Origin of the sequence: Amycolatopsis sp. lyj-109 (assembly GCF_046548995.1) — a bacterium.
Taxonomy (GTDB): domain Bacteria; phylum Actinomycetota; class Actinomycetes; order Mycobacteriales; family Pseudonocardiaceae; genus Amycolatopsis.
The window spans coordinates 665,759-691,716 of the sequence record NZ_JAJPWR010000002.1 but is presented as its reverse complement, the minus strand read 5'-3'; the positions used below and the strand labels follow the sequence as shown (position 1 = coordinate 691,716).

The window sequence follows — 25,958 nt, the reverse complement described above, 5'->3', positions numbered from 1 at the left end:
AAAAGCGGGTAACGACCCGACCCCCTGGGGGTTCCGCGTGCCGATCGTCCCGGTCCCCGAGCGCGTCCGCGCCTTCGAACTCGACCCCGCCATGCCGTCCGGGGCGCTGCCGATCTTCGGCGAGTACCTCGACCGCATCGGCCGCGACCTCGCGAACCAGCGGCTGGTGGCGGGGTTCTTCCTGGTGTTCGGGATTGCCCAGTTCTTCGCCGGCGCCGGGGTGGCGCTGCCGGTCGGCACGCTCGCGCTGGCCGGCGCGATCGAGGCGTGGTGGCTCCACCGCGCGCACGCCCACGTGCCCGGGACACGGCTGAAGCGGGAAGCGTTCCGGCAGGTGGACATCACCGCCGACGGCCTGGTCGCGGCCGGGCGGACGGTCGGCGTGCGCCTGCCGGACGGCCGGTGGCTACGCGTCCGGCTCGACGAAGCACACCGGCTGCTGGTGGCCGGGCACCGGCGGGTGTGGCTGCTGGGCCGCGGCCCGAAGCTGTTCGTCGGCTTCTCCGGCGTGGTGCGCCTCCGCCGCGCCCGCATCCACGACGGGCCGCCGCCGGGTGCGATGCCGGTGGTGGCGCCCGCCGGATCCGGTTCGCCGAGGCTCGACCCCGTGCTGACCGCACACCGCCGGCAGATCGCCCGCGACCTGCGTGCGACGACGGCGTTCTTGCTGGTGCTGGCCGGGTTCGCGGGCTGGGTCGGGCTCGACTTCCCGGTCGCGAGCTGGGTGGCGTGGACGTTCGGGGCCGGCACGCTGCTGGGTGCGTGCGTGACCGCACTCCGCGCGATCGCGTACCGCAGGCCGCTCCCGGCGGACCACTGGACCGAGCTGCGCGTGGTCCTCGACGGCCCGGTCCGGATGAGCCGCTCCGGCGCGGCGAGGCTGAGCGGCCTGACCATGCTGGCCGACGGCCGCGTGGTCCCGTTCCGCCTGCCCAAGGCGGACCCGTCGATGGCGGCGAACATCGCGGCCACCGGACGCTTGTGGATCGCGGGCGTCCCCCGGCCGGGCGCGGCCAGCACGGGTCTTCCGGGCTACCCGGTGCTGGGCACCGTCTGGCTCGGCTGAGCGGCCCAGCTCGGCCGCCACGCGCCGGCGACGCGCTCGCTCTTCGCGAGGTGACGCCGGAGCGCCGCGAGCCCGGGGTGCGCGTTTCCCCGCCGCCACACCAGTGAATGCGGGTACACCGGCACGGGTCCTTCGATCGGCACGCGCCGCAGGTCGTGCCCGGCCGGCCACCACACCCGGCTCCCCGCCCCGACCAGGGTCGCCACCTCGGCCGACTCCGCGATCGTGTCCAGCACCACCTCGATGCCGAAGTTCGGCCCGGCCGAGTCGATCCACAGGTCGAACGCGGCGGCGAACTCGGCGTAGTACGCGCCCCACTCGGTCCCGGGCACCACGCCGGGCAGCCGGATCCGCCGCCCGGCCAGCTCGGCCGGCGTCACCGAAGGCGCCCCGGCCAGCGGATGCCCGGGTCCGCACACCAGCTGGATCGGCTCGTCGAGCACCCACTGCGCGTCGAGGTCCTCGGGCAGCGCGACGACCGCGCGGAACGACGCGTCGATCGAGCCGCCCCGGATCGCGGCGATCGCGGTGTCGAACAGCGTCGCGACCTCCAACGCGACCTCCGGGTGTGCCTCGTGGAACTCGCGCAGCAACGTGGCCGGGCACAGCCGCCGTCCGATGACGTCGACGCGGAGCGGCCCGGTGCGCACCGACGCCAGCGCGCGCAGCTCGGCCGACAGCAGCTCGCGGGCGTGCGGCAGGAAGGCCGCTCCGTCCCCGGTGAGCACGGCGCCGCGGGCGGTGCGCGTGAACAGCCGCACCCCGAGCGACTTCTCCAGCGCGGCAATGCGCTTCGAGACGGCTTGCTGCGTGATCGACAGATCGGTGGCGGCGTCCTGGAACCGGCCCGCCTCCACCACAGCGACGAAGGTGCGCACGGCGTCGAGGTCCACGACGACCGACTCTAGATTCACAACGCGGCGTTGTGGCTCGCCGCCGCGTCGGTTGTTTGCCCCGCGCGGTCGTTCCCGGCTTTGATCTCCGGCGTGATGCGCGGGCGGTCGCTGGGACCGCGGTTCAGGTGGCTCTGGTCGGCTTACGCCGTGAGCGCGTTCGGGACGTGGCTCGGTTTCGGGGCGTTCCCCATGCTCGCGATCCTGGTGTTGCACGCCGGGCCCACGGCCGTCTCGGCGCTGGCCGCGGCCGGGCCGGCCGTCGGTGCGCTCGTGGCCGTGCCGCTGGGCCCGTGGGTCGACCGCCGCCGGAAGCGGCCGGTCATGGTGGCCATGGACCTCGTCCGGTTCGGGGCGCTGGTCAGCGTGCCTGCCTGCTACGCCCTCGGGGTGCTGAGCTTCGCGCAGCTCCTGGCCGTTTCGGTGGTCGTCGCGGCGGCGGACATCACCTTCTCGTCGGCCAGTGGCGCCTTCCTCAAGGGACTGGTGCCGCCCGAAGACCTGCTCGTCGCGAACGGCCGGTTCGAGTCGACGAACTGGACCGCCACCGCGCTCGGACCGCCGCTCGGCGGGGCGGCGTTCGCCCTGTTCGGGCCGGTGACGTCGGTGGTCGCCAACGCCGTCAGCTTCCTGCTGTCGGCGCTCGGGATCCGCGCCATCGGCGGGGACGAGCCCCGGCCGCGCAACGCCACCCGGCTCCGCGCGCGCGATCTCGCCGACGGCTGGCGCTTCCTGCTGGCGCACCGGGGACTGCGGCCGCTGCTCGTCAACGCCATGCTGTTCAACGGCCTGGTCATGGGCACCGAGCCACTGCTCGCCGTGTTGATGCTCAACCAGCTCGGGTTCGCGCCGTGGCAGTACGGGCTCGCGTTCGCCGTCCCGTGCCTCGGCGGGCTGGCCGGCTCGCGGCTGACTCCGCGGCTCGTCGAGCGGTTCGGGCGCCACCCGGTCCTGGTGACGGCCGGCGCGGTCCGGGCGTGCTGGCTGCTCGCCTTGGCCTTCATCCCGGCCGGCCCTGCCGGGCTGGGGTACGTCATGGTCGTCGAACTCGGCCTGATCGTCAGCTGCAGCGTCTTCAACCCGGTGCTCGCGACCTACCGGCTCGAGCAGCTCCCGGCGGACCGCATCGCGCGGACGCTCTCGGCGTGGTCGGTCAGCACGAAGGCGGCGATCGCCACGCTGACCGCGATCTGGGGCGTGCTGGCCGGCCTCGCCGGCCCGCGCTGGGCCATCGGGATCGCCGGGGTCCTCGTGCTGGCGACGCCGCTCCTGCTGCCCCGCCGCGACCGGACGCCGGTGGCCGCCTAACCGAGCGACCTCCGCGTCGCCTGTTCCGTCTCCAGCACGCCCTGGCGGATGCCTTCCAGCTGGTCGCTCAGCTCGCGCACCGCTCCGGTGTCCACGGTGACGTCCGACGTCGCCGCCGTCAGCTCGGCGACCCTCGCCACCAGGCTGTCCAAGCCGAGCGCGCCGGACTGCAGCTGGGCCAGCAGCTTGTCGCGGGCGCCGGTCAGCCGGGCGTGCACGTCCGCTTGGGCCTGTACCGCGTTCAGTGCCTGCTCGAGGTCGCCGCGCACCTCGGGGTTCGCCGTCCGCAACTCGCGCTGCAGCCGGCGTCGTTCCTGCGCGACGGCGTCCGGATCGACCCGGGCCAGCGCCTGGCCGGTAGCCGACGCGCGGCCGGCCAGCCGGGTCAATGTCGACAGCGTCTCCCGGACCACCGGCTCCATGTCCGCGACGCGCTCGGCGAGCGGGCCGGCGACCAGGGAGGCGCTGAGCGAGCCGAACCCCTCGGCCGCGCCCTCGGCCCGGTGCAGCCAGTTCTCCTCGGCCGACCCGGGCGTCACCTCGAGTACTCGTGCTTCGCGCGGCGGAGGCTGCTTCTCGCGGGTTGCCACCGCCACGCCCGCCCGCGCGGCGAGCACCGCCACTCCGACCCCGACGGCGGCGACGACCGGCAGCTGCACGGCCCAGGCCATCCCGGCCGACGTGGCGGCGAGCAGCAGCCCCCACGGTTCGGCGAGCTCACGGGCGAACTTCATGTCAGAAATTGGAAATCACAGAGGTGAACACCTGGTTGATCGAGTCCGGTTTGGACGAATCGTACTCCGAACCCGCGGTCGCCTCCGCGATCTGCTTCAGCACGTCCTGGTCGGCGTCCGAGCCGTAGGCGATGGTGAACAGGCGGACCGTCTCCGCGTTGCCCTCCGGCCGCAGCTGCGGGATCAGGTGCTCGAGGTCGACGCCGCCGGAGTCCTCGTTGCGGCCGTCGGTGAGCACCACGACCGCGTTGATCGCCGTCGGGTCGACGTGGGCCTTCAGGTATTCGTACGCGGCCAGAGACGAGTCGTACAGGCCCGTGCCGGACTGCGGGATCAGCCCGCTCAGCCGCGTCGCCAGTGTCTCCTTGCCGCTGGGTCCGAGCGGCTGCACCGGGAGGAGCTCCTGGTAGTCCTTGTCGCCGTCGAGGTGGGTCGAGAACTGCCAGAGCCCGACCTGGTCACGCGGCACGAACTGGCCGAGCGAGTCGATCGCGGCCCGCTTCGCCAGGTCGATCTTGCTCTTGCCGGTGCCCTTCACCTCTTCGCCCATCGAGCCCGAGACGTCCACGACGAGCAGCACGTTCGCCTTCTTGCGCAGGTCGGTCCACGTCGTCAGCAGCTTCGAGAGCACCGTCGGCGCCGGCGGCCGCAGGAAGGTGATCTTCGCGTCCGGCTGGACGCCGTTGGCGGTGGTCGCCTGCGGGCCCGGCTTGCCGTCGAACGACCGGAAGCCCAGCGCGGCGAACCGCTGCTGCGTCTCCGGTCCGCGCAGGTAGCCGAGGAAGTCCGCGGCGATCTGCTTGCGGGTCTGGTCCGCCCAGTTCAGCGTGACGAACGGGTGGTCGGAGTTGAGCGTGCCGTCCGCCGGGTAGATCGCGACGATCGGCACCTTCGGCGGCGCGTGCTGGCCGACCTTCGCCGGGTCGTTGGTCGGGTTGCCCTGGTTGTAGCCGATGAGCGAGCTCTCCTCGACGGTCACCGCCGAGATGTAGGAGAGCGCCGCGCCGCGGTCGTCGGCCTTCTGCAGGTTCGACAGGAAGGTCAGCGTGTTGTCGCCGTAGTGCACGATCGCCTGCTCGATGTTCGTGACGAACTGCTTCGCCTCCGGCTTCTCGAGCGCGGCGGCGGTGAGGTCGGACGACGTGCCGGTGGCCGCGTAGTACGCGCCGATGGTGGCGTTCAGCCCCGCGGTGGAGATGTTCGGGTTCGTCTTGCCGAGCCGGAACTTCCCCCACTCCGGGTGGCCGTACTTCGCCCAGCCCGCCGGGTCGGTCGCCAGCGTGGCGAGGTCCTTCCAGCCGATCGGCTTGGCCGGCCAGCCGAGCGCTTCGGCCATCGGCTTCGGCATGGCCACCGTCAGCGGCGAGTTCGCGATCGACTGCGGATCGCCGTCCGGCACGATCGACGCCGAGTCGCCCTTGGCGTTGACGCGCAGCAGGTTGACCCAGCCGCTCGCGGCCGGCGTCCAGACGTCCGGGCGCGGCCCGTCGGTGGCTTCGTTCCAGCCGTTCGCCAGCGCCTGCATCGCGATGCCCGACGACTTCGATTTCACGACGACGTCGACGCAGTGCCCCGCCACCGTCCGTCCGGAGTAGGCCTTCGCGGCTTCCTGGACGATGCCGACCTTCTCCGGCGAAGAAGCGACGGTGAGCGCGATCGCGTCCGCACCCGAGCACTTCGGCGCGTCGGCGTCGTCGCTCGAACCGCTGGTCCAGTACCGGATTCCGATGATCAAGGCGATGGCAACCACGATCGCGGCGAAGAAGGGGAGAAATTTTCTCCTACGCCGTGCTGGTTGGGAATTGATCATCGAATCCTCCCCGTCTCCGCGTCTGGGGTCATTATCCGGCGGGCGGCCGGTGGTCGGAGGTGCGTTGCCGAACCGTTGCCACCGGGAATCCGGCCCGCTCGCGGCTCGCTGACGGTAGAAATGTCGTCAGTGCATTCGGCGCCGAATCGCCGTTGCGGTCGAAGCCGCGGCGAGCAATGCGGTCAGTGCGGTCGCCGCGGAAAGCCGTCGTCGCCGTCGGGTCGCCATTTCTTCGGCCGCCCGGAGTTCGACACTCGCCCGGAGGAACCGGCGTTCCGGCGTGTTCGGCCTCGCGTCGGCGCGCTTTGCCCACGTCAGCGCTTCGTCGAGCCGGTGACCCCGGTAAAGCACGGCCTGCTCCCGGTCCGCGGTTTCCCACAGCCCGGCCGCCTCGGTGAGCCGCCGGTGGACGCGCAGGGCGTCCCGGTCCGCGGCCAGCCAGCCGCGCAGCCGCGGCCAGCCGTCGATCATCGTGTCGTGCGCGAGTTCCAGTCCGGTCCGGCCGGCGGTGATCAGCCGGGCCTGGACGAACTGCGCCACCACCGGTGTCGGGTCGAGTTCGGCGTGCGGGACGTGCCGCCGGGTGTCGGGGGTGCCGTCGCCGAAGCCGACCAGTCGCAGGAACAGGCTCCTGGCCTCGGCCCGCTCCGGCGGAGCGAGCCGGCCGTAGACCGTTTCGGCCGCGCCGGCCAGTGCCGCGGTGATGCCGCCGGTGGCCTCGTGGGCGGCGAGGGTGAGCGTGACGCCCTGGGTGGCCTGCCAGGTCCGGCGCACGGCCTCGGTGGCGAACGGCAGCGCCCCCGGCTGCCGCGCGACCTCGGCCATCAGGGTTGCGACCAGCGCGTTCTCCAGTCCGCGGCCGGCGTCCGCGGCGGGCCGGACGAGCGCGGCGCGAACCTGCCCGGCGGTCAGCGGTTCCAGCGGGATCAGCGCGTTCCGCGTCAGCCCGGCCAGTGCGGGGTGCCGCACGCAGGCGTCCGCGAAGTCGGCGCGCAGGCCGAGAACCACCCGAGCCGGGGCCTGTGCCGCCCTCGCCAGCGCGGCGAAGAACCACGCCCGCTCGGCCGCCCCGGCGGTGAAGACCTCCTCGAACTGGTCGACGACCAGCAGGAATTCGGCGTCCGGCGGCAGGGCCTGCCGGATCCGCAGGTACAGGTGACCGGGGTCGGCGGCGAATTCCGTGCGCAGCCGGACCGCCGGCGTCCCGGTGAGCGCCGCCAGCCGCGCCGCGCACTCCTCCAGGGGACGCCGTCCCGGCCGCAGGACCACCACGGGCTCCCGGACCCGGGGGACGAGGCCCGCGAGCAGCACCGACGTCACGCCGCTGCCGGACGGGCCCGAGACGATCAGGAACCGCGCCCCGGCCAACCGGCCCAGCAGCAGGTCGACGACGTCTTCCCGGCCGAAGAACCGGGCGGCGTCCTTGGTGCCGAACGCGGCCAGGCCCGGGTACGGCGGCTCCGCGGCGGATCGAGGGGCCGCCCGTCTTCGCCGGCTCAATTCCGCCGCGACTTCGTGCCACCTTCGGTCCCACTCGGCGACCGGCCCGTCGCAGGCGCGCACATAAGCCAATGCCACCGCGCGCGTCGGCAGTTTCCGGCCGCTCGCGGCGTCGGACAATGTTCCCGCCGAATAATGCGCCCGTTTTCCCAGTTGCCGATATGGCGGCCGGCCCGCCTTCTCCCGCAATCGGCGCAAGTCCCCGGCAAACTGTGACAACACCTCGTCGTCCGTATCAAGCGGACGTTCCCCACGCGGCATTACGCCACCCCCCTAGGCGTAATCCATTGTTCGGAGGTTGTCGTTCGCTGTCCACCGAACCGGACAGAACAACCCCAACGCACTAAACCGGGAAGTGGTCAAGCACGACGACACTGGAGGGATCATGAACACCACGACGATGAAGCGGGCCGGGGCCGCGGTGCTCGGAGCGGGGGCGTTGTTCGCCGTCGGGCTGGCGGGGGCCGCGCCGGCCTCGGCCGCCGACGTCCCCAAGGGGGCGCACTCGGTCCTCGCCGGGCCGGGCGGCGCGCTGACGGACCACGTCCAGAGCTGGCAGACCACCCACCTCGACAGCGACGACTGGAACGCCAACGTGCGAATCGACTACGGCCGCAGCGGTGCGTGGACGCACTGTTCGGACGGCGCCGACGTCTACGGACCGCTGCAGGGGCCGGGCTACTGGCTCTTCGGCGGCAACTGCTACGGCCACGGGACCATCACCAACTACGGCTGGTACGACGGCTGATCCCGCGGACGGGCCCTTCCTCGCACCAGCGGGGAAGGGCCCCGTTCCCGTCAGCTCTTCGGACCGCGGCGCGACCACGTCCAGGCGTAGCCGGGGTCTTCGGACGCGTCCGCGGCTTCGCCGAGCTCCAGCGGCGCGAACGTGTCGACCATGACCGCGGTTTCGTCGAAGAACTCCGCGCCGATCGACGCCTCCGCCGCGCCCGGCTGCGGGCCGTGCGTGAAGCCGGACGGGTGCAGCGAGAGCGAGCCGATCCCGATCCCCGAGCCCTTCCGGGCCTCGTAGTTGCCGCGCACGTAGAACATCAGCTCGTCGGAGTCGACGTTCGCGTGGTTGTACGGCACCGGGATCGCGCCCTCGCGGTAGTCGACTTTCCGCGGGCAGAAGGAGCAGACGACGAAGTTCGGGCCTTCGAACGTCTGGTGCACGGGCGGCGGCTGGTGCACGCGGCCGGTGATCGGCTCGAAGTCGTCGATGTTGAACACCCACGGGTAGAGGCAGCCGTCCCAGCCGACGACGTCGAAGGGGTGCGTCGCGTAGGTGAACCGGGTCAGCCCGGCGCGGTGCCGGACGAGCACCTCGACGTCCTCGCCGTCTTCCAACAGCGGCTCCGCCGGCCCGCGGATGTCGCGCTCGCAGTACGGCGAGTGCTCCAGGAACTGGCCCTTCGCCGACAGGTAGCGCTTCGGCGGCCCGATGTGGCCGCGCGCCTCCAACGTGAAGAGGCTGACCTCGCCGTGGGGGACGACCCGGTAGGTGCATGACGTCGGGATGACGACGTAGTCGCCGTCGCCGACCGCCAGCCGGCCGTAGATCGTTTCGAAGGTCGCCGAGCCGCCGTGGACGTAGAAGAGCTCGTCGCCGGTCGCGTTGCGGTACAGGGGGCTGGGCGCGGTCGCCGTGACGAACCCGATGGTGACGTCGTTGTTGCCGAACAGCCGGCGGCGGTCGGTCACCGCGTCGGTCTCGCCGCCGAACTTGAGGTCCCGGGTCTGGAACGCCCGCGGCTTGAGCGGGTGGTTCGGGGTGAGCGACCCGCGGTCCTCTTCGACCGCGACGGCGTCGACGATCGCCGTCGGCAGCCCGCGGTGGTAGAGCAGCGCGGAGTCGGCGGAGAAGCCCTCGACGCCCATCAGCTCCTCGGCGTAGAGGCCGCCGTCCGGCTTCCGGAACGCGGTGTGCCGCTTGTGCGGAAGCTCGCCTACTCGCCGGTAGTAAGGCATCGACGTCCCCTTCTGACGTGTCCGTTGTGCGAACGATTTTGTCCTGATGTCGTACGCTACTAGCGTGTCAGTCGTGTCAAGCGCTGTGGAACTCACGCCACCCGGCCCCCGTGGAATTCCTCCCCTGTTCGCGAGGCTCGTCGACGACTCGGCGCTCTTCCCTCCAGGCGATGCGGCCATGCCCGAGGCGCTGCGTGCGCACTTCGCCAGCCGGGACTCCGAACACGCCGGTGTACTGGGGGTTTTCCTCTGCCAGGCGTCGCGGCTGCCCGAGCTGATCACCGAGCTGATCAAGATCAAGCCGAAGCAGCCCCTGCCGCTTTCGCTGATCATCGACACCGGCCTCGGCGGCGTCCCGAAGGCCATCTCGATCGTCGAGTCGCGCAGCGAACTGCTCGCGCTCCGGATGGTCGAGATGCCCGCGCCGTCGGACGTCGACGAGGTGTGGCTCGAGCGCGTCTCGGAGTTCGTTCCCGAGGACGTCATCCGGGTGGTCGAGCCGCGGCGCGGCGTCGGCTGGCTCGACGGCGTCCGCAAGGTGATCGAGCACGGCAGCTGGCCGAAGATCCGCTGCGGCGGCAAGGCGGGCGAGAACTTCCCCAACGTCGACGAGGTCGCGGACTTCCTCGCCGTCGTGTCCGGGTCCGCCGGGGCGTCGTTCAAGGCGACGAACAGCCTGCACCGCGCGGTCCGGCACACCGACCCGGGCACCGGCTTCGTGCACCACGGCTTCCTGAACCTGCTCGTGGCCTCCGCGCGCAGCCTCGCCGGCGGCGACGTCCGGGCGGCCCTGGAGTCGACCGACGCCCAGGCGCTGGCCGACGAGGCCCGTGCGCTGTCCGAGCCGGCGGCGAAGGCCGTGCGGGCGCTCTTCGCGTCCTACGCGGCGGCGTCGTTCGAGGAGCCGGTCGCCGACCTGGGCGAACTCGGCTTGCTGTGACCGGCCGGGAGGGGTCGCTGACGCTCGACCGGGGCTTGGCGCTGCTGCAGGCAGTGGCCGATGCCGGCGGCGACGCGGCGACCATCTCCGAGCTGGCCGTGACCATCGGGGCCAGCCGCGCGGCCGTCTACCGGCTGCTCGTGCCGCTGTCGGAACGCGGGCTGGTCTGGCGCGACGGCACCAAGGTCCGGCTCGGCGTCGGGCTGCTACGGCTGGCCGGGCAGGTGCTCCCGCAGTTGCGGGACGCGGCCGGCCCGGTGCTGCGCGAGCTGGCCGAGAAGGTCGGCGCGACCGCGCACCTGTCGGTCGCGCAGGGGACGCAAGCGCTTGCGGTGGCCGTCGTCGAGCCGTCGTGGACCAATTTCCACGTCGCTTACCGGGTGGGCAGCCGGCACTCGCTGACCGCCGGCGCGGCCGGCAAGGCGATGACGTTGCGCCCCGGCGGCGACGGCTGGGTGACGTCGGCGGGCGAGCTGGAGGCGGGCGCGTCCGGCGTCGCGGCCCCGGTGCGCGGGGTGCCGGGGCTGCGGGCGAGCGTCGGCGTCGTCTCGATGGAGCCGCTGAAGGCCGCTGAGGTGGGCCCGCAGGTCGTCGCGGCCGCCACCCGGTTGACCGAGATCCTGAGGACGGACGGCTAACGCAGCGGCCGGACCATGGTCAGCAGCAGGGCGACGTCGACGGTGAACAGCAGGCGCTCGAACAGGCCCAGTGTGACGTCCTGCTGGGCCGGGCCGAGGACGAGCGTCAGGACGAACCCGCCGAGCACCACGCCGACGCTGGCGAAACTCGCCGTGGCCAGGCGCCGGATCGTCGTCCGGCGGGGTTCCCACGGGCAGCGCTCGCGGCCCTTCTTCGTCAGCACCAACGCGGCCGCGGGCAGCGCGACGAACGCCGTCAGGGCGGCGATGTTGTGGACCTGTCCGGCGAGCGAACGCGCCTGCCCGTCGGGATCGACGGGGACGAGGCCGCACACCAGCAGCCCGGCCGACCAGACGCCGAGGAGCACGCAGACGGCGGTGGTGCCCGGGCGGTGGGCCTTCGCGATCCCGGCGAGCAGCGCGACCGAGCCGAGCGACAGGGCCAAGCACATGACGCTGAACAGGGGAGCGGCCGAGGACGTGCCGAGCTTGCCGTAGACGTACTCCGACAGCGTCTGCCAGATCGGGCTGACCTGGCCGGACAGCCGCAGGTGCAGGTCGATCGAGATGGCCACGGCGAGGCCGATGCCGCCGAGCGCGACCCGGCCGTGCAGCGGCGAGACGGCGTGCGTCTTCGGCGAGTTCACCCGGTGCTCTCCCTTTCGTTTCCGAAAGGTTACCGGGCGAACCTGTGAAAGATCGGTCAGAAGGCCAGCTGGACCAGCGCGAACGCCGCGAACCCGGCGAACGCGAATCCGGCGCAGCGCTGGATCAGCTTCGGCTTGATCCGGCTGCGGAGCTTCGCGCCGATGAACACGGCGAGCCCGGCCACCACGACGAGCGCGGTGAAGGCGCCGACGCCGACGGCGAAGGGGTTGCCGATGCGGGCGGCGAGGCTCGCCGTGGCGAGCTGGGAGGCGTCACCCCACTCGGCGGCGAAGAGCACGCCGAAGGACGTCATCGCCGAGCGGGTGAAGGACAGTGGCGAGGGGCCGGTGCGCGAAGCGTCTTCGCCTGCTTCGTCGGCGTCGCTGAATCCCTCGCGAAGGAGCATGAAAGAGCCGAGGCCGAACATCGCGGCGACGACCAGCGAAAGAACCACGTCCGGCAACAGCGTCAACACGCTGCCGAACGCGACCGCTATGACGCATTGCACGGCGAACGCGGCGCACACCCCGGCAAAAACCGGCCAGCCGCGGAAACGGGTGGTCAGCACCAGGGTCGCGACCAGCGTCTTGTCCGGCAGCTCCACGGCGAGGACCAGGCCGAACGCGCTGATCAGCGCCACCATCGCGGCAGTCATGAGTATTTTCGCCCCTTTCACTGCAACGATAAAGGGGCGCTCAGGAAAGCCGCAAGCTGATGGCGTGCGCGAAATTGCCTGATCGGCGGCCATGAATTTGACATCCGGGGGTGTCGCACAAATTTTTTCGGCGTGCCGAATTTTCGGTTGTGGCCTGCGGTAGGTTCACCGGCATGGGGTCACGGGCGCGTGCTGCGCAGGTCGAAGAGGTCATCCGCCGGGTGGAAGCGCACTACGTCTTCCCGGACGTCGCCGCGAAGCTCGCGAAGCTGCTTCGCGCGCGTCTCGACGAAGACGCGTACGCGGACCTCGGTGACGCGGACTTCGCGACGGCCGTCACAGCGGACCTCCAGTCGGTGAACGACGACAAGCACCTGCGGCTGCGCCACCACGCCGACCCGGTGGCCGGGGACGGCGACGCGCAGCACGCCTCGGCGGACTTCCGGCAGACGGCCGAGCTGGAGAACTTCGGGATCGCGTCGGTGCGGCGGCTCCCGGGCAACGTCGGCTACGTCGACACGACCATGCTCTACCCGCTCGACTTCGCGGCGGCGGCCGTCTCGGCGGCGATGACGCTGGTCGCGCCGGGCGACGCGCTCCTGCTCGACGTGCGGCGCAACCGCGGCGGCGACCCGGAGACCAGCGCGTTCCTGCAGAGCTACCTCGTCGACGAGCGGACGCACTACCTCGACATCTACGAGCGCGACGGCGACCGCGTCACCCAGATGTGGACGCTGCCGTACGTCCCGGGCCCGAAGTTCGGCGGCACCAAGCCGATCTGGGTGCTCACCGGCCCGGCGACGTTCTCCGGCGGCGAAGATCTCGCGTTCTCCCTGCAGCGGCAGGGGCGCGCGAAGACCGTCGGCGAGCCGACGCGGGGCGGCGCCCATCCGTGCGAGCAGTACAAAGTGGACACCTACCTGGACGTGACGGTGCCGCTCGCCCGCTCGTACGACCCGAAGACGGGGGAGAACTGGGAGGGCACCGGCGTGCCGCCGAACATCCCGGCCGCCGCGGACAAGGCGTTCGACACCGCGTACGCGCTGGCTCTGCGGCACGTGCTCGAGCTCGGGGACGAGGGCCCGCGGCGGCTCGTGGCGGACGAGGCGCGGAAGGCGCTCGACCAGCTGTAGTCACCCGGGACGTTGGTCCTGTGCCGGACGGGACCAGTTGATCTGGCTGGGGCGCCTCCCCCGGAGCAGGCTGGACCACGTGGAGGTCCTTGAGCTAGCGCGGTGGCAGTTCGGCATCACCACCGTCTACCACTTCCTGATGGTCCCGCTGACCATCGGGCTGTCGATCCTGGTCGCGGCGATGCAGACCCGCTGGGTCCGCACCGGCGAGCCGCGGCACCTGAAGATGACCAAGTTCTGGGGCAAGCTGCTGCTGGTCAACTTCGCCATGGGCGTGGTGACCGGGATCGTGCAGGAGTTCCAGTTCGGGATGAACTGGAGCGCGTACTCCCGCTTCGTCGGCGACGTCTTCGGCGCGCCGCTGGCGATGGAAGGGCTCGTCGCGTTCTTCGTCGAGTCGACGTTCCTCGGCCTGTGGATCTTCGGCTGGGACCGGCTGCCGAAGAAGGTCCACCTGGCCTGCGCGTGGGCGTTTTCGCTGGCCACGATGGCCTCGGCGTACTTCATCCTGGCCGCGAACTCGTGGATGCAGCACCCGGTGGGCGTGACGTTCGAGAACGGCAAGCCGACCATGAACTCGATCTGGGCGGTGCTGACGAACAACACGGCGCTGGCCGCGATCCCGCACACCCTGGCCGGCGCGTTCTCGGTGGCGGCGGCGTTCCTGGTGGGCGTCGCGGGCTGGCACCTGTGGCGGCGCGGCGACCACGAGGACGTCTGGCGCTCGTCGCTGCGCCTCGGCGGCTGGGTCGGCGTCGCCGCGTTCGCGGTGCTGGCGATCACGGGTGACGCGCAGGGCAAGCTGATGTTCGAGCAGCAGCCGATGAAGATGGCGTCGGCCGAAGCGTTGTGCCACACGGAAAAGCCGGCGAGCTTCTCGATCATCGCGATCGGTGACGTGTCGGGCGCGAACTGCGAAGACGTGAAGACGTTCAACGTGCCCGCGTTGCTGTCGTTCTTGGCGCACAACGACTTCAAGACCGAGGTCAAGGGCGTCGAGAACCTGGTGACGGAGTACCAGGCCAAGTACGGCACGAACTACCCGGACGACCCGGCCCTGGGGTCGCTGGCCGGCAAGCCGATCGACTACGTGCCGAACCTGCCCGTGACGTACTGGGGCTTCCGCATGATGATCGGCTTCGGCGCGGTCTCGGCGGGCATCGGCGTTCTGGCCCTGTGGCTGACCCGGCGCGGCCGCATCCCGGGCAGCCGCTGGTTCCCGTGGCTGGTCCTCGGCGGCATCGCGACGCCGTTCCTGGGCAACAGCGCGGGCTGGATCTTCACTGAGATGGGCCGTCAGCCATTCGTGGTGGTGCCCAACCCCAGCGGAGTGGACGGCGTGTGGATGTTCACCGCCCAGGCGGTCTCCCACGTGACCACGGGCGAGGTGTGGACGTCCCTGATCGCCCTGACCACGGTGTACGCCGCCCTCGGCGTGGTGGAGGTGTACCTGATGCGCAAGTACATCCGCGGCGGCGTCGACGCGGTGATGCCTCCGGAGAAGCCGAAGGACTCCGACAAACCGGGCGAGGACACCCTCGCCTTCGCCTACTGAGGTGCTGACGATGAGTGTCGATGTGACCACTCGCCCGAGTTACCCACAGTCCACCTGTGGACAACTCGCCCAGTTGTGGATAACTCACGGCTACCGGCTGGACGGAGGTGCGTGATGAGCCTGGAAATCGTCTGGTTCGTCGTCATCGCCTTCTTCTGGCTCGGCTACCTCTTCCTCGAAGGCTTCGACTTCGGTGTCGGCATGCTGCTGCCGGTGCTCGGGCGCGACAACACCGAGCGCCGCGTCATGGTCAACACGATCGGGCCGGTCTGGGACGGCAACGAGGTCTGGCTCATCGTCGCCGCCGGGGCCATGTTCGCCGCCTTCCCCGCCTGGTACGCCGGGCTGTTCTCGGCCGCCTACCTGCCGCTCCTGCTCGTGCTGCTCGCCCTGATCGGCCGCGGTGTCGCCTTCGACTACCGCGGCAAGGTCGACTCCGACCGCTGGCGGCGCAACTGGGACCGCGTCATCGTGATCGGCTCGTGGATCCCACCGCTGGGCGTCGGCCTCATCCTCGCGACCACCGTGCTCGGCCTGCCGCTGGACGCCGAGGGCAACCGCGTCGGCTCCGCGTTCGCCGCCGTCCGCTGGGACACCCTCCTCGGAGCCGTCGCCATCGCCGCCTTCTCGATCACCCACGGAGCCGCGTTCCTCGCCCTGAAAACCGGTGGTGACCTGCGGGAACGCGCGCGCATCCTGGCGCTGCGGCTGCTGCCGGTCGCGATGGTGCCGATGGTCGGGTTCCTCTCGGTCGTCCAGTGGCGCGCCGGCACGCTGTGGACGCTGCTCGCGTTCGGGATCAGCGCGGTCGCGGCGGTCGTCGCCTGGCTGCGGCTGCGCGCCGACCGCGACGGGCAGGCGTTCGCCGCGCTCGGCGTCGTCATCGCCGGGGCCGCGGTGGTCATGTTCGGGTCGCTCTTCCCGAACGTCCTGCCCTCGACCCTGGACGTCGCCAACACCCTCACCATCGAGGGCGCCGCGTCGAGCCCGTACACGCTGACCGTGATCACGTGGGTTGCCGTCTTCGGTGCTCCCGCCGTGCTGATCTACCAGGGCTGGACGTACTGGGTGTTCCGCAAGCGCATCGGGACCCAGCACATCCCGGCGGTCCACGCACCATGACCAGGCATCTTTTCGGGGGTTCCGGGTGGCGGAGCCCCCGGCCCGGGGCGGAGCCCCGGTTGTCACAGCTTCCCGGGCGCGCAACCCTTCTCGCCTCGGAGTCCACCGTGGACTCAGCGCGGCCGGGAAAGGGCCCGCTCGGCGCATTGCCGGCCCTCGTGCCGGCCGTGCGCCGAGCGCTGGCCCTGGTGGGCTTCCTGTCGTTCGTCAACGCCGCCGCACTGGTGGCACAGGCATTCCTGCTCGCCGACGTCCTCGCGGCGATCGTCGGAGCAGGTTCCGGGGGGCGCACCGCTCAGCTGGCCGCGCTGCTCGCGCTCGTCGTGACGCGCGCGCTGACCGGCTGGGCGGTGCGCACGGTCTCCGCCCGCGCCGCCGCGACCGCGCAAAGCGAACTGCGCGCCAAGGCCGTCGACCACGCGCTGCACCTCGGCCCCGAGTGGATCGCCCGGCGCGGCCACGGCGAGCTGACCGCGCTCACCACCCGCGGCCTCGACGCGCTCGACGCCTACTTCCGCGAGTACCTGCCCGCCCTGGTGACGGCGGCCGTCGTGCCCCTCGGCGCCGGCGCGGCGATCCTGTTCGCCGACTGGCCGTCCGGCGTGATCGTCGCGCTGACCGTGCCGCTGCTGCCGATGTTCGCCATCCTCGTCGGCAAGTACACCGCCGACCGCGTCGCGGGCGCGACCGACGCGACGCACCGGATGTCCGAGCGGCTCCTCGAACTCGTGCGCGTGCTGCCGGTGCTGACCGCGTTCCGCCGCGCGGAGGCGCAGGCCGAGACCGTCCGGCGGCTGTCGGAACGCCACCGCCGCGCGACGCTCAAGACGTTGAAGGTCGCCTTCTCCTCGGCGTTCGTGCTCGAACTGGTCGCGACGTTGTCGGTGGCGCTGGTCGCGGTCGTGATCGGCGTCCGGCTCGCCGGCGGCCACCTGCCGCTGGCCATCGGGCTCGGCGTGCTGATCCTCGCCCCGGAGTGCTATCAGCCGCTGCGCGCGGTCGGCGCCGCGTTCCACGCCAGCGAGGACGGCGTCGAAGCGGTCCGGCGCGTCGCCGACCTGCTGGCCCTCCCGGTGCGCGCCGAGGGAACCGCGATCCCGGTGGCGGGCGAGCTACGCGTCTCTTCTCTCCGGGTGGCGCGCCGCGGCGGCTTCGCCCCGGACGGCGAATCGTTCGCGGTCCGCCCCGGCGAGACGGTCTGGCTCCGCGCCCCGAGCGGCGGCGGCAAGTCGACGACCCTCTCGGCCCTGCTCGGCTTCGTCCCGGCGCACGACGGCGCCATCACCATCGGCTCGACGGACCTCGCCGACGCCGATCTGGCGCGCTGGCGTGCACAGGTCGCGTGGGTGCCGCAGTCGCCGGTGTTCGCCGGCGGCACGGTCCGCGAGGAGGTGGGCTCGGACGCGGGGCTCGCCGAACTCGGGCTGGCCGGGCTCGCCGACCGGCCGGTTTCCCGGCTGTCGCTGGGCCAGCGGCAGCGCGTCGCCGTCGCCCGGGCGCTGCACCGGGTGCGGCACGGCGCCTGGCTGCTGCTGCTCGACGAGCCGACGGCGCACCTCGACGAAGCCGGCGCACGCCTGGTGCTCGACGCGGTGCAGCACGCCGTCGACAACGGTGCGGCGGCGATCATCGCGGCCCACGAGCGCACCGCGGCGGTGGACCTGCCGTCCGAGGCCGTCGCGGCCGCCGAGGCGTCCACAGTGGACACTTCGGCCACGTCGCTGGGGTGGCGCGCGCTCCTCGACGGACGGTTGTTCGGCGGCGCCGCGCTGGGCGCGCTCGCGCTGTTGGCCGGCGTGGCGCTGACGGCGACGTCGGGCTGGCTCATCGCCAAGGCGTCCCAGCAGCCGCCGATCCTGACGTTGACGGTGGCGGTCGTCGGCGTCCGCGCGTTCGGGCTCGGCCGCGCGGGGCTGCGGTACGTCGAACGGTTGGTCACGCACGACGCCGCGTTCCGCATCGCCGGCCGCGTCCGCGTGCGGCTGTGGAACTCGCTGGTCCGGCTCGGGCCGGCTCGCAGCCTGCGCGCGGGCGAGGGGCATCGCCGGCTGGTCGGCGACGTCGACACCGTGCGCGACCTCCTGCCGCGGGTGGTGTCGCCGCCCCTGGTGGTGGCCCTGGTCGCGGCCGGGGCGATCGCCGTCCAGACGTGGGTGCTGCCGGCCGCGGGGTGGACACTCGCGGCGGCGGTGGCACTCGGGCTGTGCGCCCCGTGGGTCGCCCTGCGCGCCGAGCGCCGCGCCACATCGGCGCTGGCAGCCGGCCGCCGTGAGGTGGCCACCCGGGTCTTGGTGCTGTTCGAAGCGGCGGCTGAGCTGCTCGCGTTCGGGAGGGCCGTGGACCATCGCCGTGCCCTCGCGGACGCCGACACCCGCCTGGTGACGCAAGCGCGTCGCCAGGCGTTCGGCGCGGGCGCGGCGGAAGCGCTGGTCACGCTGGCCTGCGGAGCGGCGGCGGTCGTCAGCACGGCGCTCGCCGCGGCGGCGGTCGCGGCCGGGCGCCTCGACCCGGTCCTGGCGCCCCTGCTCGCCCTGGTGCCGCTCGCGCTGGCGGAGGTCCTCGCGCTGCTCCCGCCGGTGGCCCAGCACTGGGACACGCTGCACCGCGCGCGTCGCCGCCTCGCCGACGTGCCGGAAGCGCCGTCGCCGGTCCCGGGACCGGCGGTCGCGTTGCGGGGAGCGGACCTCGGCTGGCCGGGCGGCCCGGTGGTGCTGCACGACGTCGACGTGGATCTGGCGCCGGGCACGTACGCGGCGGTGGTCGGCCCGAGCGGGGCGGGCAAGTCGACGCTCGTGGCCGCGTTGCTGGGGTTCCTCCCGCCGCGGCGGGGCGCGGTCGCGGTCCCGGATGGCGTGGCATGGGCACCCCAGGAGCCGATGCTCGCGGCGACGACGATCGCCGAGAACCTCCGCCTGGCCCGCCCGACGGCGACCGAGGAGGAACTGCGCGCGGCGTTGCACGGCGCGGCGTTGACCGACGTCTCGCCGGAGACGGTCCTCGGCAGCGGCGGCACCGGACTGTCCGGCGGCCAGGCCCAGCGGGTGGCGCTGGCGCGGGCGCTGCTCGGGGCGCCGTCGGCGGGGCTGGTGTTGCTGGACGAACCCACCGCGCACCTGGACGAAGTGACGGCCCAGGCGGTACGCGCGCACCTGCGGGAGGCGCTGGCGGGCCGGACGGTGGTGCACGTGACCCACCGAGCGGACGAAGCGGCCGGAGCGGACGTGGTCCTCGAGCTCCGCGACGGCCGGGTCGTCACGCGGGTGCCGGTCTCGTGATCGATTCCCGCGGTGTCCTTGCCGTGCCGCCACCGCGCCGCGCGATAATGACGGAACTCATGGATCCGACGCTTGCCGCGCGGGCACTGTCCGCAGCCACCGAGATCACGAGCACCGCCCTGTCCGGCGACGACCCGGGAGCGGTGCTGGACACGGTCGTCGCAAGAGCCGCCGAACTGGCCGACGCCGACCTGGGCCTGGCCATGGTGAGCACGGAAGACGGCCGCGTGGTGGTCGAGGCCGCCCACTACGCCACCAGCGAGGGAGCTGACGACGAATCCGCCCGGCCCGGGGACCTGCCCGCGGAATCCACGGCTGCCGCGAGCAGTTCGGTGGAATTCCTGCGGGGCCTCGCCCTTCCCGCCGACTCCGCGGCCGGGCAGGTCGCCCGTGGCGGCGAACCCGTCTCCAGCGAAGACTTCACCGTCGACCCGCGTACGGCGCCCTACGTGCCTGCCGAACTCAACGGCTACGGGCCCTTCGCGGCCGCGCCGTTCGGCTCAGGTGGCCGGGTTCTCGGGTCGCTCACCGTCTACCGGAAGCGGGGGCGCGAGCCCTTCTCCGCCGGGACCGTCGAGATGCTCGTCGCCTTCGCCGCGCAAGCCGGCGTCGTCCTCGCGCTTGCCGAAGGCGCCAACGCGCGCCACCGGGTTGCTCTCTTCGAAGAGCGGGAGCGCATCGCCCGCGAGCTGCACGACGTCATCGTCCAGCGGCTCTACGGTGCCGGGATGCAGCTGGACCGCGTCCGGCGCAACATGCGCAAGCGGTTCGCCCAGGCGGACGGGGTCCGGCTGTCCGACGCCATCGACCAGCTCGACCAGACCATCGAGGAAATCCGCGGCACCGTGCGCGCGCTGCGGTCACCGGAGCCTCGCCACGACACCGGCACGCCCGCCGACCTCGCCGAGTCGGCGCGCGGCGAGGTTCGCATCGCCGGCGAGCTGCTCGGTTACCCGCCGACCCTGGAGCTGTCCGGTGAATTCGCCGACGTTCCCGCGGAACGCGCCGACCACATCCGGGCCGCGCTGCGGGAAGCATTGTCCAATGTGGTCCGGCACTCCGGCGCCAGCGAAACCCGCGTGACACTGACCAGAGACTCCGGCGGCGTGAAACTTCGCGTCCGCGACAACGGTTCCGGCGTTCCCCAAGGCGTCGCCACCCGCGGCCTGCGTCATCTCGCCGAACGCGCGGACGCCGCGGGCGGGAAGTTCTTCCTGAACTCCTCACCCAGCCTCGGCACACTCGTCGCGTTCGACCTGCCACTCGACTGACCGGTACTTCTGCGACTCATCCTTCTCGGGTCATCCAGCCTCCTTTCCACGTCCTCACCGTTGATCTTACCGGCTCGTCGAACATATATTCGACTCACGTCCGAGTGAATCTTCGCCGGAAAATGCCCTGATCGACATGGCGGACCGTGACGAGGTGCTGAAAAGGTCGCAGCGAACGGCGGATTGCGGACCCGCAGGTCGCGGCCGGTTTACTTCTCGCGCCGCGCGATCCAGGCGGCGGCCTGCGTCCGGCGCTGCATGCCGAGCTTCGCCAGCACCGACGTGACGTAGTTCTTGACCGTCTTCTCCGCGAGGAACAGCCGCTCGGCGATCTCGCGGTTCGACAGGCCCTGGCCGATCAGCTCGAGCACGTCGCGTTCGCGCTCGGTGAGCGTCGCCAGCTCGTCCGTCGGCGGGTGCCGCATCTTGTCCAGCACCCGCGTGGTGCTCACCGGGTCCAGCAGCGACCGGCCGGCCGCCACCTCGCGGACCGCGTTCACCACGTCCTGCCCGCGCACCTGTTTCAGCAGGTAGCCCGCGGCCCCGGCCATGATCGCGCCGACCATCGCCTCCTCGTCGTCGAACGCGGTGAGCATCAGGCAGGCCGGCGGGTTCGGCTTCGAGCGCAGTTCGCGGCAGAGCGTGACACCGTCGCCGTCGCCGAGACGGACGTCGACCACCGCGACCTCCGGCTCGACGTGCATCGCCACCGCCAGCGCCTCTTCGACGCTGCTCGCCTCGGCGACGACCTCGATGTCGGGCTCGTCGCCGAGAAGGTCGCGGAGCCCGCGGCGGACCAGTTCGTGGTCGTCGACGAGCAGTACCTGGATCGGCATACCCCGAGGCTACGGGGTGTGCGGCCGCCGCGGTGGCGGCCGGTCGGCACCATCACACGTGAATTACCTCAAAGGTGTGGCCGCGACCCCGTAACATTCCGGCCGGTACGCATTCCGGGACCGAAAATCCGAAGGTCGAGGCGGAAATGCGAAAGAATCACGGAACCCGCCGTTCTTCGTGGAGCGCTGGCATTTCCGGAATTTCGGAAAGGTCCGTAACAGTGTCGCCGAGGCCGCGATAGTAACCACGCAATCGCCCCAGATTCCGTTCGGAAGGAATTCCGTTGTCCCTGTTTCGTCGTGCCTTGACGACGGCCGCAGCCGTCGCCGGGTTCGCTCTCCTCGGCCCCGTCCCCTTCGCTTCCGCGCAGCTCGCGACGCCCTTGACCGGCGACGTGGACTGCAAGAACTTCCAGTACCAGGAGGAAGCCCAGGACGTCCTCGACGCCACGCCGGGCGACCCCTACCACCTGGACGACGACAAAGACGGAATCGCCTGCGAATCCCTTGCGCACCGTCCGAAGCAGCCGAGCACGACGACGTCGACGGCGAAAAAGCCCGCGCCGCCGAAGACGGCCACCAAGAAGCCCGCCACCGGCAACCAGGTGAAGGTCAAGCCGGCCGGCGGTGTCGCCACCGGCGGCGGTGAGCCGGACGAGGACGTCCCCGGTTTCCTCGTGCTCAGCGGCACGCTGCTCGCCGCGACGGTGTCCGGCGGCATGGTGCTCTACCTGCGTCGGCGCCCGAGTTGAGGCACCCGCGCCTGTGGCCGGCGGTCACGGCGGTCATCGCCGCGCTCGGCGTGGTCGTGGCCGTGGCCCTCGTCCTCGTCCTGTCGCCGAAGGCGCCGCAGGAGATCGCCCCGAGCCCGGCCGCCACGAATCCGGCGGGCACCGCGAGCGTCGCGGACACCCCGGCAACGACCGCCGACGGCCTCCCCGCGGCGAAACCGGCGTCCCTGAGCATCCCGGCGATCGGCGTGCGGGCCGAGGACATCAAGGACCTCGGCCTCACGCCGGACGGCGCACTGGAAGTCCCGGGCGACGCCACGACGGTCGGCTGGTTCACCGGCGCGCCGTCGCCCGGGGAGGCCGGCCCGGCGGTGCTGGCCGCGCACGTCGACTACAAGCACGTGCCCGGCGCCTTCTCCCGCCTGAAGGAACTGCGCCCCGGCGAGCAGGCCAGGGTCGGCCGCGCGGACGGGCGGATCGCCGTCTTCACCGTCTACCGCGTCGACCGCTACCCGAAGGCCGCGTTCCCGACCGACCAGGTCTACGGCGACACACCGGACCCCGAACTGCGGCTCATCACCTGCGGCGGGGTGTTCGACCGGGAGAGCGGCAACTACCTCGACAACGTCGTCGCCTACGCGAGGCTCACCGCCGTCGAGGCCTGAGCCAGGTCGATCCGCGCCAGTTCGAGCCGCCGGTAGGTGCGCTCCCCGAGGGACCAGACGTCCAGGACGTCACCATCGAGCTCGGGGTAGGCGATGACGAGGTGCTCGCCGCCGTAGGCGATGTCCACCGGCAGCCCGGCTTCGAGCTGCCAGCAGAGTTGCTGCTGCTTCGGGGTGAGCCGGCCCGCGTAGCGGTCGCTCATCGCCCGCGCGAGCTGGCCGCGCAGCAGCGCCGGGCCGGTCGCCGGGGCGGCCAGCAGCCGCTCGGCGTGGCCGGCGGGATCGGCCGGCCGGTCGCCGGGTTCCGGGTCGTGGACGGCCACCGTCGGCTCGGCCTGCTCACGGGCGGGGAGCACGATGCTGCCGTCCGCCGCGTGGTGGGTCGGCGCGTAACCCGCCTGGCGCAGGGCCGCCAGCGTGCCCGAGGCGTCCACAGTGGACGTCAACACGGTCGGGGCCACCGCGCGCAGGCCGAGTTTGGCGAGCTTCCGGTGCGCCGCGAGCTCGGCCAGCACGGCGGGTTCGCCGACGACCACGCTCGCGACGTCGATCACCTGCGCTTCGCCGTGCCGCCGCGCGACGTCGTTGACCAGGTACACCAGCGGCTGCGGCAGCTCGTCCGCGGCGACGGCACGCAGGTCGTCGAGCAGGCCGCCGGTCGTCGCGCCCTGGTCGAACGCCCGCCGCACGGACGCCGGCGAGAACCGCCAGCTGGTCGCGGTGCCCTGGGTCTCCCGGTCGGCGACGCGGTCGAGCAGCGCGGCGAGCCGGGTGTCGGGCGAGCCGGGCACGATCGCCGTCAGGTCCGTGCCGAACAACGCGGTCGTGCGCGCCCGCGAGACCAGTTCGCCGGTGACGTCGACGAGCCGCTCCGGGGCGAGCAGGGCGCGGCCGGCCGCGGTCACGGCGCCGTGCGCGACGACGCCGAGCAGTTCGCTTTCGTCGAGCGCTCCCCGGACGTACCCGGCGAAGTCGTCGGTCGGCAGCAGCGGCGCGTGCCACTCGGCGAGCCGGATCAGCGCGTCGACGTCGGTGACGGCGTCGCCGGGACCGAGCCGCGCCAGCAGCCGCACGACCAGCCGCCGCACCAGCGCGTCGACGTCGGTCTCGAACTCCGGGGGCGCCGGGTCCCACCAGGTCGTCAGGAGCAGGCGGTACAGCAGCGCGGGCTCCGGCCGGGCGAGGTCCGGGTCGGGTGCGAGCGTGGGCGCGGGCGGCTTCTGGCCCCGCCTCGGCGGCGGTGGCTCGTCGGCCAGCAGCAGCCCGGCCTGCGCGGCGAGGTCGATGGCCAGCTCGATCTCCGCCGGTGCGCCCCCGGTCTCCTTGGCGAGCTTCTTGACCAGCCGGGCGCCGATCGTGCCGTCCTTGAGCAGCGGCAACGGCTCCGCGGCGGCGAGGTCGAGGATCGCCGACACCCGGTCGAGCAACCGCAGCGCGGCAGCCGACGACGCCGCCTCGGCCGCTTCCGCCCCGGTGTGGGCGACGGCGTACGGCGGCTCCTCGGGCGTGAACGGCAGCTGGTGGTCCGGACCGCGCAGCGCGAGCGACACCTCGATCGGCATGGCCACGGTGCCGAAGTAGGTTCCGAACAGGAAGCCGTGGTCGAACGCCCAGCCCGCCGGCACCAGGCCCTCGACCTCGGGAACGCCGTCGGCCATGTCCAGCAGCAGCTTCCGCGTCTCCCCAGGCGCGGCGGCGAAGAGTTCGCGGACGCGCTCGCCGTCCCGGAAGAAGCGGACGAGCCCGAGCAGGAGTTCCGGCTTCCGGCCGGTGCCGGGCAACCCGAGAGCCCGCGACAGCGTCGTCAGCCGGTTCGCGCCGAGTTCCCCGAGCAGGTCCGCGACCGGCCTGCCGAGCCCTTCGACGCCGAAGCTGTTGCGGTGCAGCAATTCCGGCAGCTTGACGCCGCCATCGTCGCACCACAGCAGGGCGCGCTCGGTCAGTTCGTCCACCGAGGACTCGACGGTTGCGAGGTCCGTGCCGAGCAGCCGGGCGACTTCCCCGACGGGGGCCGGCCGCTGCCCGAGCGCGTAACACAGCTGGACGGCTCGCACGACCTGAACCAGCGGCATCGGCAGCGCGAGCAGCGCGGCATCGATGGACCCGGGCGACGCGAGCCGTGCGGCGACGACGTCGAGCCGCCGCGGCCACGGCTCCTCCAGCACGTCCGGCCGGTGGGCCAGCACCTTCGCCAGGGCGTTCTTGTCCAGGCCCGCGAGCCTGCCGAACAGTTCGTCGGCGGTGGTCATCGACCCAGGCTAGATCACCGTTCGCAGGCGACGCCGTCACCGTCGCGGTCGAGCCCGGACCGGTAGCCGGGTTCGCCGCGGTACAGCGGTGCCGCGCCGGCGGCCTTCGCGGCCGAGCAGTTCGCGTAGTAGGCGCTGTGGGCGGGGGCTTCTTCGGTGGCCTCCACAGGCGGCGGCGGGGGAGCCGCCTTCGTGGCCGGGGCCGGCTTCGGGGCCGGCTTCGGGGCCGGAGTGGGTGCCGGGGTGGGTGTCGCGACCGGCGCGGGCGTCGGCGCCGGGGCGGGTGCGTCGATGGTCCCGTTGCACGGCGGCCCCCACAGCCCGCTGACGGCGGTCTTCGCCGCGTTTTCGGTGGCGGCGAGTGCGGGCAATGCGGCGCCTGCCGCGTACTTCAGATAGCCGTTCTGAATCGCCAGAGTCGCGTAGTCCTGCCCGTCGGCCAGTGTCACCGCGATGCCCTGCGCGGTTTCCGTGCCGAGCGTGACGGTTTTGCCGGAAAGCGTCGAGGCGGCCCAGGCGAGCGATTCCGCGGCGTAACAGCCGTTGCCGGCGAGAGGGGCGATCGCGCCGAGGACGTGCACCGTTTTGCTGGTCCCGTCACTGCCGTTGACGACGACGGTCGCGCCGTCCGGCACGCTGGTGACGGTGTAGGTGACGGCCACCGGCGTCGGCGTCGGGGACGCGGTCGTGCTGGTGGGCGGGGGTGTCGAGGACGCCGGAGCGGCGGCGGTCGTGAGCTTCGGCTCGGGTGCCTCGCCGAAGATCGCGCCGAGCACGAACAGGACCGCGAACGCGGCCAGGACGATCTTCAGCCAGTTCGGAAAGCGCTTCTTCGGCTGCATGCGGGATTTCCTCGTTCCTCGAGCGACGTGCCGACGGTGTACTCGGGAAATCTCCCGCCCTTGTTACGCACAAGCTGGTGATCGACCATCAGTCGTTATCCGGCGGAATGTTGCCG

At 72.2% G+C, this 25,958-nt stretch carries 22 protein-coding genes; 12 read left to right on the top strand and 10 right to left on the bottom strand.

The window, feature by feature from the left end:
- Nucleotides 1-37 precede the first annotated feature (37 nt).
- Complete coding sequence (locus ACLJQF_RS07135) at nucleotides 38-1,066, top strand: hypothetical protein (protein ID WP_410607390.1); 1,029 nt, start codon at nucleotides 38-40, stop codon at nucleotides 1,064-1,066.
- Here ACLJQF_RS07135 and ACLJQF_RS07130 read toward each other — a convergent pair.
- Nucleotides 1,033-1,959 carry a LysR family transcriptional regulator gene (locus ACLJQF_RS07130; RefSeq protein WP_410607389.1) on the bottom strand — a complete coding sequence of 309 codons (927 nt, stop codon included), beginning with the start codon at nucleotides 1,957-1,959 and terminating at the stop codon, nucleotides 1,033-1,035. The genes ACLJQF_RS07135 and ACLJQF_RS07130 overlap by 34 nt on opposite strands.
- Nucleotides 1,960-2,052: 93 nt before the next feature.
- Between ACLJQF_RS07130 and ACLJQF_RS07125 the strand changes: the two genes are divergently transcribed.
- A complete protein-coding gene (locus ACLJQF_RS07125) occupies nucleotides 2,053-3,267 on the top strand; it encodes an MFS transporter (RefSeq protein WP_410607388.1) in 1,215 nt (404 codons plus the stop codon).
- Here the strand turns inward: ACLJQF_RS07125 and ACLJQF_RS07120 are convergent.
- The 3 genes from ACLJQF_RS07120 to ACLJQF_RS07110 form a co-directional block, all read right to left on the bottom strand.
- On the bottom strand, nucleotides 3,264-4,001 hold the full coding sequence (locus ACLJQF_RS07120) for a hypothetical protein (protein WP_410607387.1): 738 nt from the start codon (nucleotides 3,999-4,001) through the stop codon (nucleotides 3,264-3,266). The genes ACLJQF_RS07125 and ACLJQF_RS07120 overlap by 4 nt on opposite strands.
- 1 nt (nucleotide 4,002) lies before the next feature.
- Nucleotides 4,003-5,811, bottom strand: coding sequence for a substrate-binding and VWA domain-containing protein (locus ACLJQF_RS07115; protein ID WP_410607386.1), 1,809 nt, complete (start codon nucleotides 5,809-5,811; stop codon nucleotides 4,003-4,005).
- Between the two features lie 126 nt (nucleotides 5,812-5,937).
- Nucleotides 5,938-7,431 carry a hypothetical protein gene (locus ACLJQF_RS07110; protein ID WP_410607385.1) on the bottom strand — a complete coding sequence of 498 codons (1,494 nt, stop codon included), beginning with the start codon at nucleotides 7,429-7,431 and terminating at the stop codon, nucleotides 5,938-5,940.
- Between the two features lie 265 nt (nucleotides 7,432-7,696).
- Between ACLJQF_RS07110 and ACLJQF_RS07105 the strand changes: the two genes are divergently transcribed.
- Nucleotides 7,697-8,059: a hypothetical protein gene (locus ACLJQF_RS07105; protein ID WP_410607384.1), complete on the top strand. Its 363-nt coding sequence runs from the start codon at nucleotides 7,697-7,699 to the stop codon at nucleotides 8,057-8,059.
- 50 nt (nucleotides 8,060-8,109) lie between these two features.
- On the opposite strand, the gene ACLJQF_RS07100 is transcribed toward ACLJQF_RS07105, so the two are convergent.
- Entirely contained in the window at nucleotides 8,110-9,282 is a 1,173-nt protein-coding gene (locus ACLJQF_RS07100; RefSeq protein ID WP_410607383.1) for a homogentisate 1,2-dioxygenase, read from the bottom strand.
- Between the two features lie 85 nt (nucleotides 9,283-9,367).
- Between ACLJQF_RS07100 and ACLJQF_RS07095 the strand changes: the two genes are divergently transcribed.
- Entirely contained in the window at nucleotides 9,368-10,222 is an 855-nt protein-coding gene (locus ACLJQF_RS07095) for a hypothetical protein (protein WP_410607469.1), read from the top strand.
- Nucleotides 10,219-10,860, top strand: coding sequence for an IclR family transcriptional regulator (locus tag ACLJQF_RS07090; RefSeq protein WP_410607382.1), 642 nt, complete (start codon nucleotides 10,219-10,221; stop codon nucleotides 10,858-10,860). Before ACLJQF_RS07095 ends, ACLJQF_RS07090 begins: the two co-directional genes overlap by 4 nt.
- Here the strand turns inward: ACLJQF_RS07090 and ACLJQF_RS07085 are convergent.
- Both ACLJQF_RS07085 and ACLJQF_RS07080 read right to left on the bottom strand, forming a co-directional pair.
- Nucleotides 10,857-11,507: a DUF998 domain-containing protein gene (locus ACLJQF_RS07085; protein WP_410607381.1), complete on the bottom strand. Its 651-nt coding sequence runs from the start codon at nucleotides 11,505-11,507 to the stop codon at nucleotides 10,857-10,859. The genes ACLJQF_RS07090 and ACLJQF_RS07085 overlap by 4 nt on opposite strands.
- Before the next feature lie 56 nt (nucleotides 11,508-11,563).
- Entirely contained in the window at nucleotides 11,564-12,151 is a 588-nt protein-coding gene (locus ACLJQF_RS07080) for a TMEM165/GDT1 family protein (RefSeq protein WP_410607468.1), read from the bottom strand.
- A 185-nt stretch (nucleotides 12,152-12,336) separates the two neighbouring features.
- Between ACLJQF_RS07080 and ACLJQF_RS07075 the strand changes: the two genes are divergently transcribed.
- The 5 genes from ACLJQF_RS07075 to ACLJQF_RS07055 all read left to right on the top strand — a co-directional run bounded on the left by ACLJQF_RS07075 (nucleotide 12,337) and on the right by ACLJQF_RS07055 (nucleotide 20,519).
- The gene (locus ACLJQF_RS07075; RefSeq protein WP_410607380.1) at nucleotides 12,337-13,296 is read left to right on the top strand and encodes a S41 family peptidase; all 960 of its coding nucleotides are present in this window, start codon (nucleotides 12,337-12,339) and stop codon (nucleotides 13,294-13,296) included.
- 79 nt (nucleotides 13,297-13,375) lie between these two features.
- The gene (locus tag ACLJQF_RS07070; RefSeq protein ID WP_410607379.1) at nucleotides 13,376-14,851 is read left to right on the top strand and encodes a cytochrome ubiquinol oxidase subunit I; all 1,476 of its coding nucleotides are present in this window, start codon (nucleotides 13,376-13,378) and stop codon (nucleotides 14,849-14,851) included.
- A gap of 114 nt (nucleotides 14,852-14,965) precedes the next feature.
- Nucleotides 14,966-15,973, top strand: a complete 1,008-nt coding sequence (gene cydB, locus ACLJQF_RS07065; RefSeq protein ID WP_410607378.1) for a cytochrome d ubiquinol oxidase subunit II — start codon at nucleotides 14,966-14,968, stop codon at nucleotides 15,971-15,973.
- 107 nt (nucleotides 15,974-16,080) lie between these two features.
- On the top strand, nucleotides 16,081-19,248 hold the full coding sequence (gene cydD / locus ACLJQF_RS07060) for a thiol reductant ABC exporter subunit CydD (RefSeq protein ID WP_410607377.1): 3,168 nt from the start codon (nucleotides 16,081-16,083) through the stop codon (nucleotides 19,246-19,248).
- A 59-nt stretch (nucleotides 19,249-19,307) separates the two neighbouring features.
- Nucleotides 19,308-20,519, top strand: a complete 1,212-nt coding sequence (locus ACLJQF_RS07055; RefSeq protein ID WP_410607376.1) for a GAF domain-containing protein — start codon at nucleotides 19,308-19,310, stop codon at nucleotides 20,517-20,519.
- A gap of 209 nt (nucleotides 20,520-20,728) precedes the next feature.
- Here the strand turns inward: ACLJQF_RS07055 and ACLJQF_RS07050 are convergent, their stop codons facing one another.
- Nucleotides 20,729-21,355 carry a response regulator gene (locus ACLJQF_RS07050; protein ID WP_410607375.1) on the bottom strand — a complete coding sequence of 209 codons (627 nt, stop codon included), beginning with the start codon at nucleotides 21,353-21,355 and terminating at the stop codon, nucleotides 20,729-20,731.
- A 284-nt stretch (nucleotides 21,356-21,639) separates the two neighbouring features.
- Here ACLJQF_RS07050 and ACLJQF_RS07045 point away from each other — a divergent pair, with 284 nt between their 5' ends.
- Complete coding sequence (locus ACLJQF_RS07045) at nucleotides 21,640-22,107, top strand: excalibur calcium-binding domain-containing protein (RefSeq protein ID WP_410607374.1); 468 nt, start codon at nucleotides 21,640-21,642, stop codon at nucleotides 22,105-22,107.
- A complete protein-coding gene (locus ACLJQF_RS07040) occupies nucleotides 22,104-22,751 on the top strand; it encodes a class F sortase (protein WP_410607373.1) in 648 nt (215 codons plus the stop codon). Before ACLJQF_RS07045 ends, ACLJQF_RS07040 begins: the two co-directional genes overlap by 4 nt.
- On the opposite strand, the gene ACLJQF_RS07035 is transcribed toward ACLJQF_RS07040, so the two are convergent.
- Both ACLJQF_RS07035 and ACLJQF_RS07030 read right to left on the bottom strand, forming a co-directional pair.
- Nucleotides 22,721-25,000, bottom strand: a complete 2,280-nt coding sequence (locus ACLJQF_RS07035; RefSeq protein ID WP_410607372.1) for a helicase-associated domain-containing protein — start codon at nucleotides 24,998-25,000, stop codon at nucleotides 22,721-22,723. The two genes, ACLJQF_RS07040 and ACLJQF_RS07035, sit on opposite strands and share 31 nt — an antisense overlap.
- Before the next feature lie 14 nt (nucleotides 25,001-25,014).
- Complete coding sequence (locus ACLJQF_RS07030; RefSeq protein WP_410607371.1) at nucleotides 25,015-25,842, bottom strand: excalibur calcium-binding domain-containing protein; 828 nt, start codon at nucleotides 25,840-25,842, stop codon at nucleotides 25,015-25,017.
- Nucleotides 25,843-25,958 lie beyond the last annotated feature (116 nt).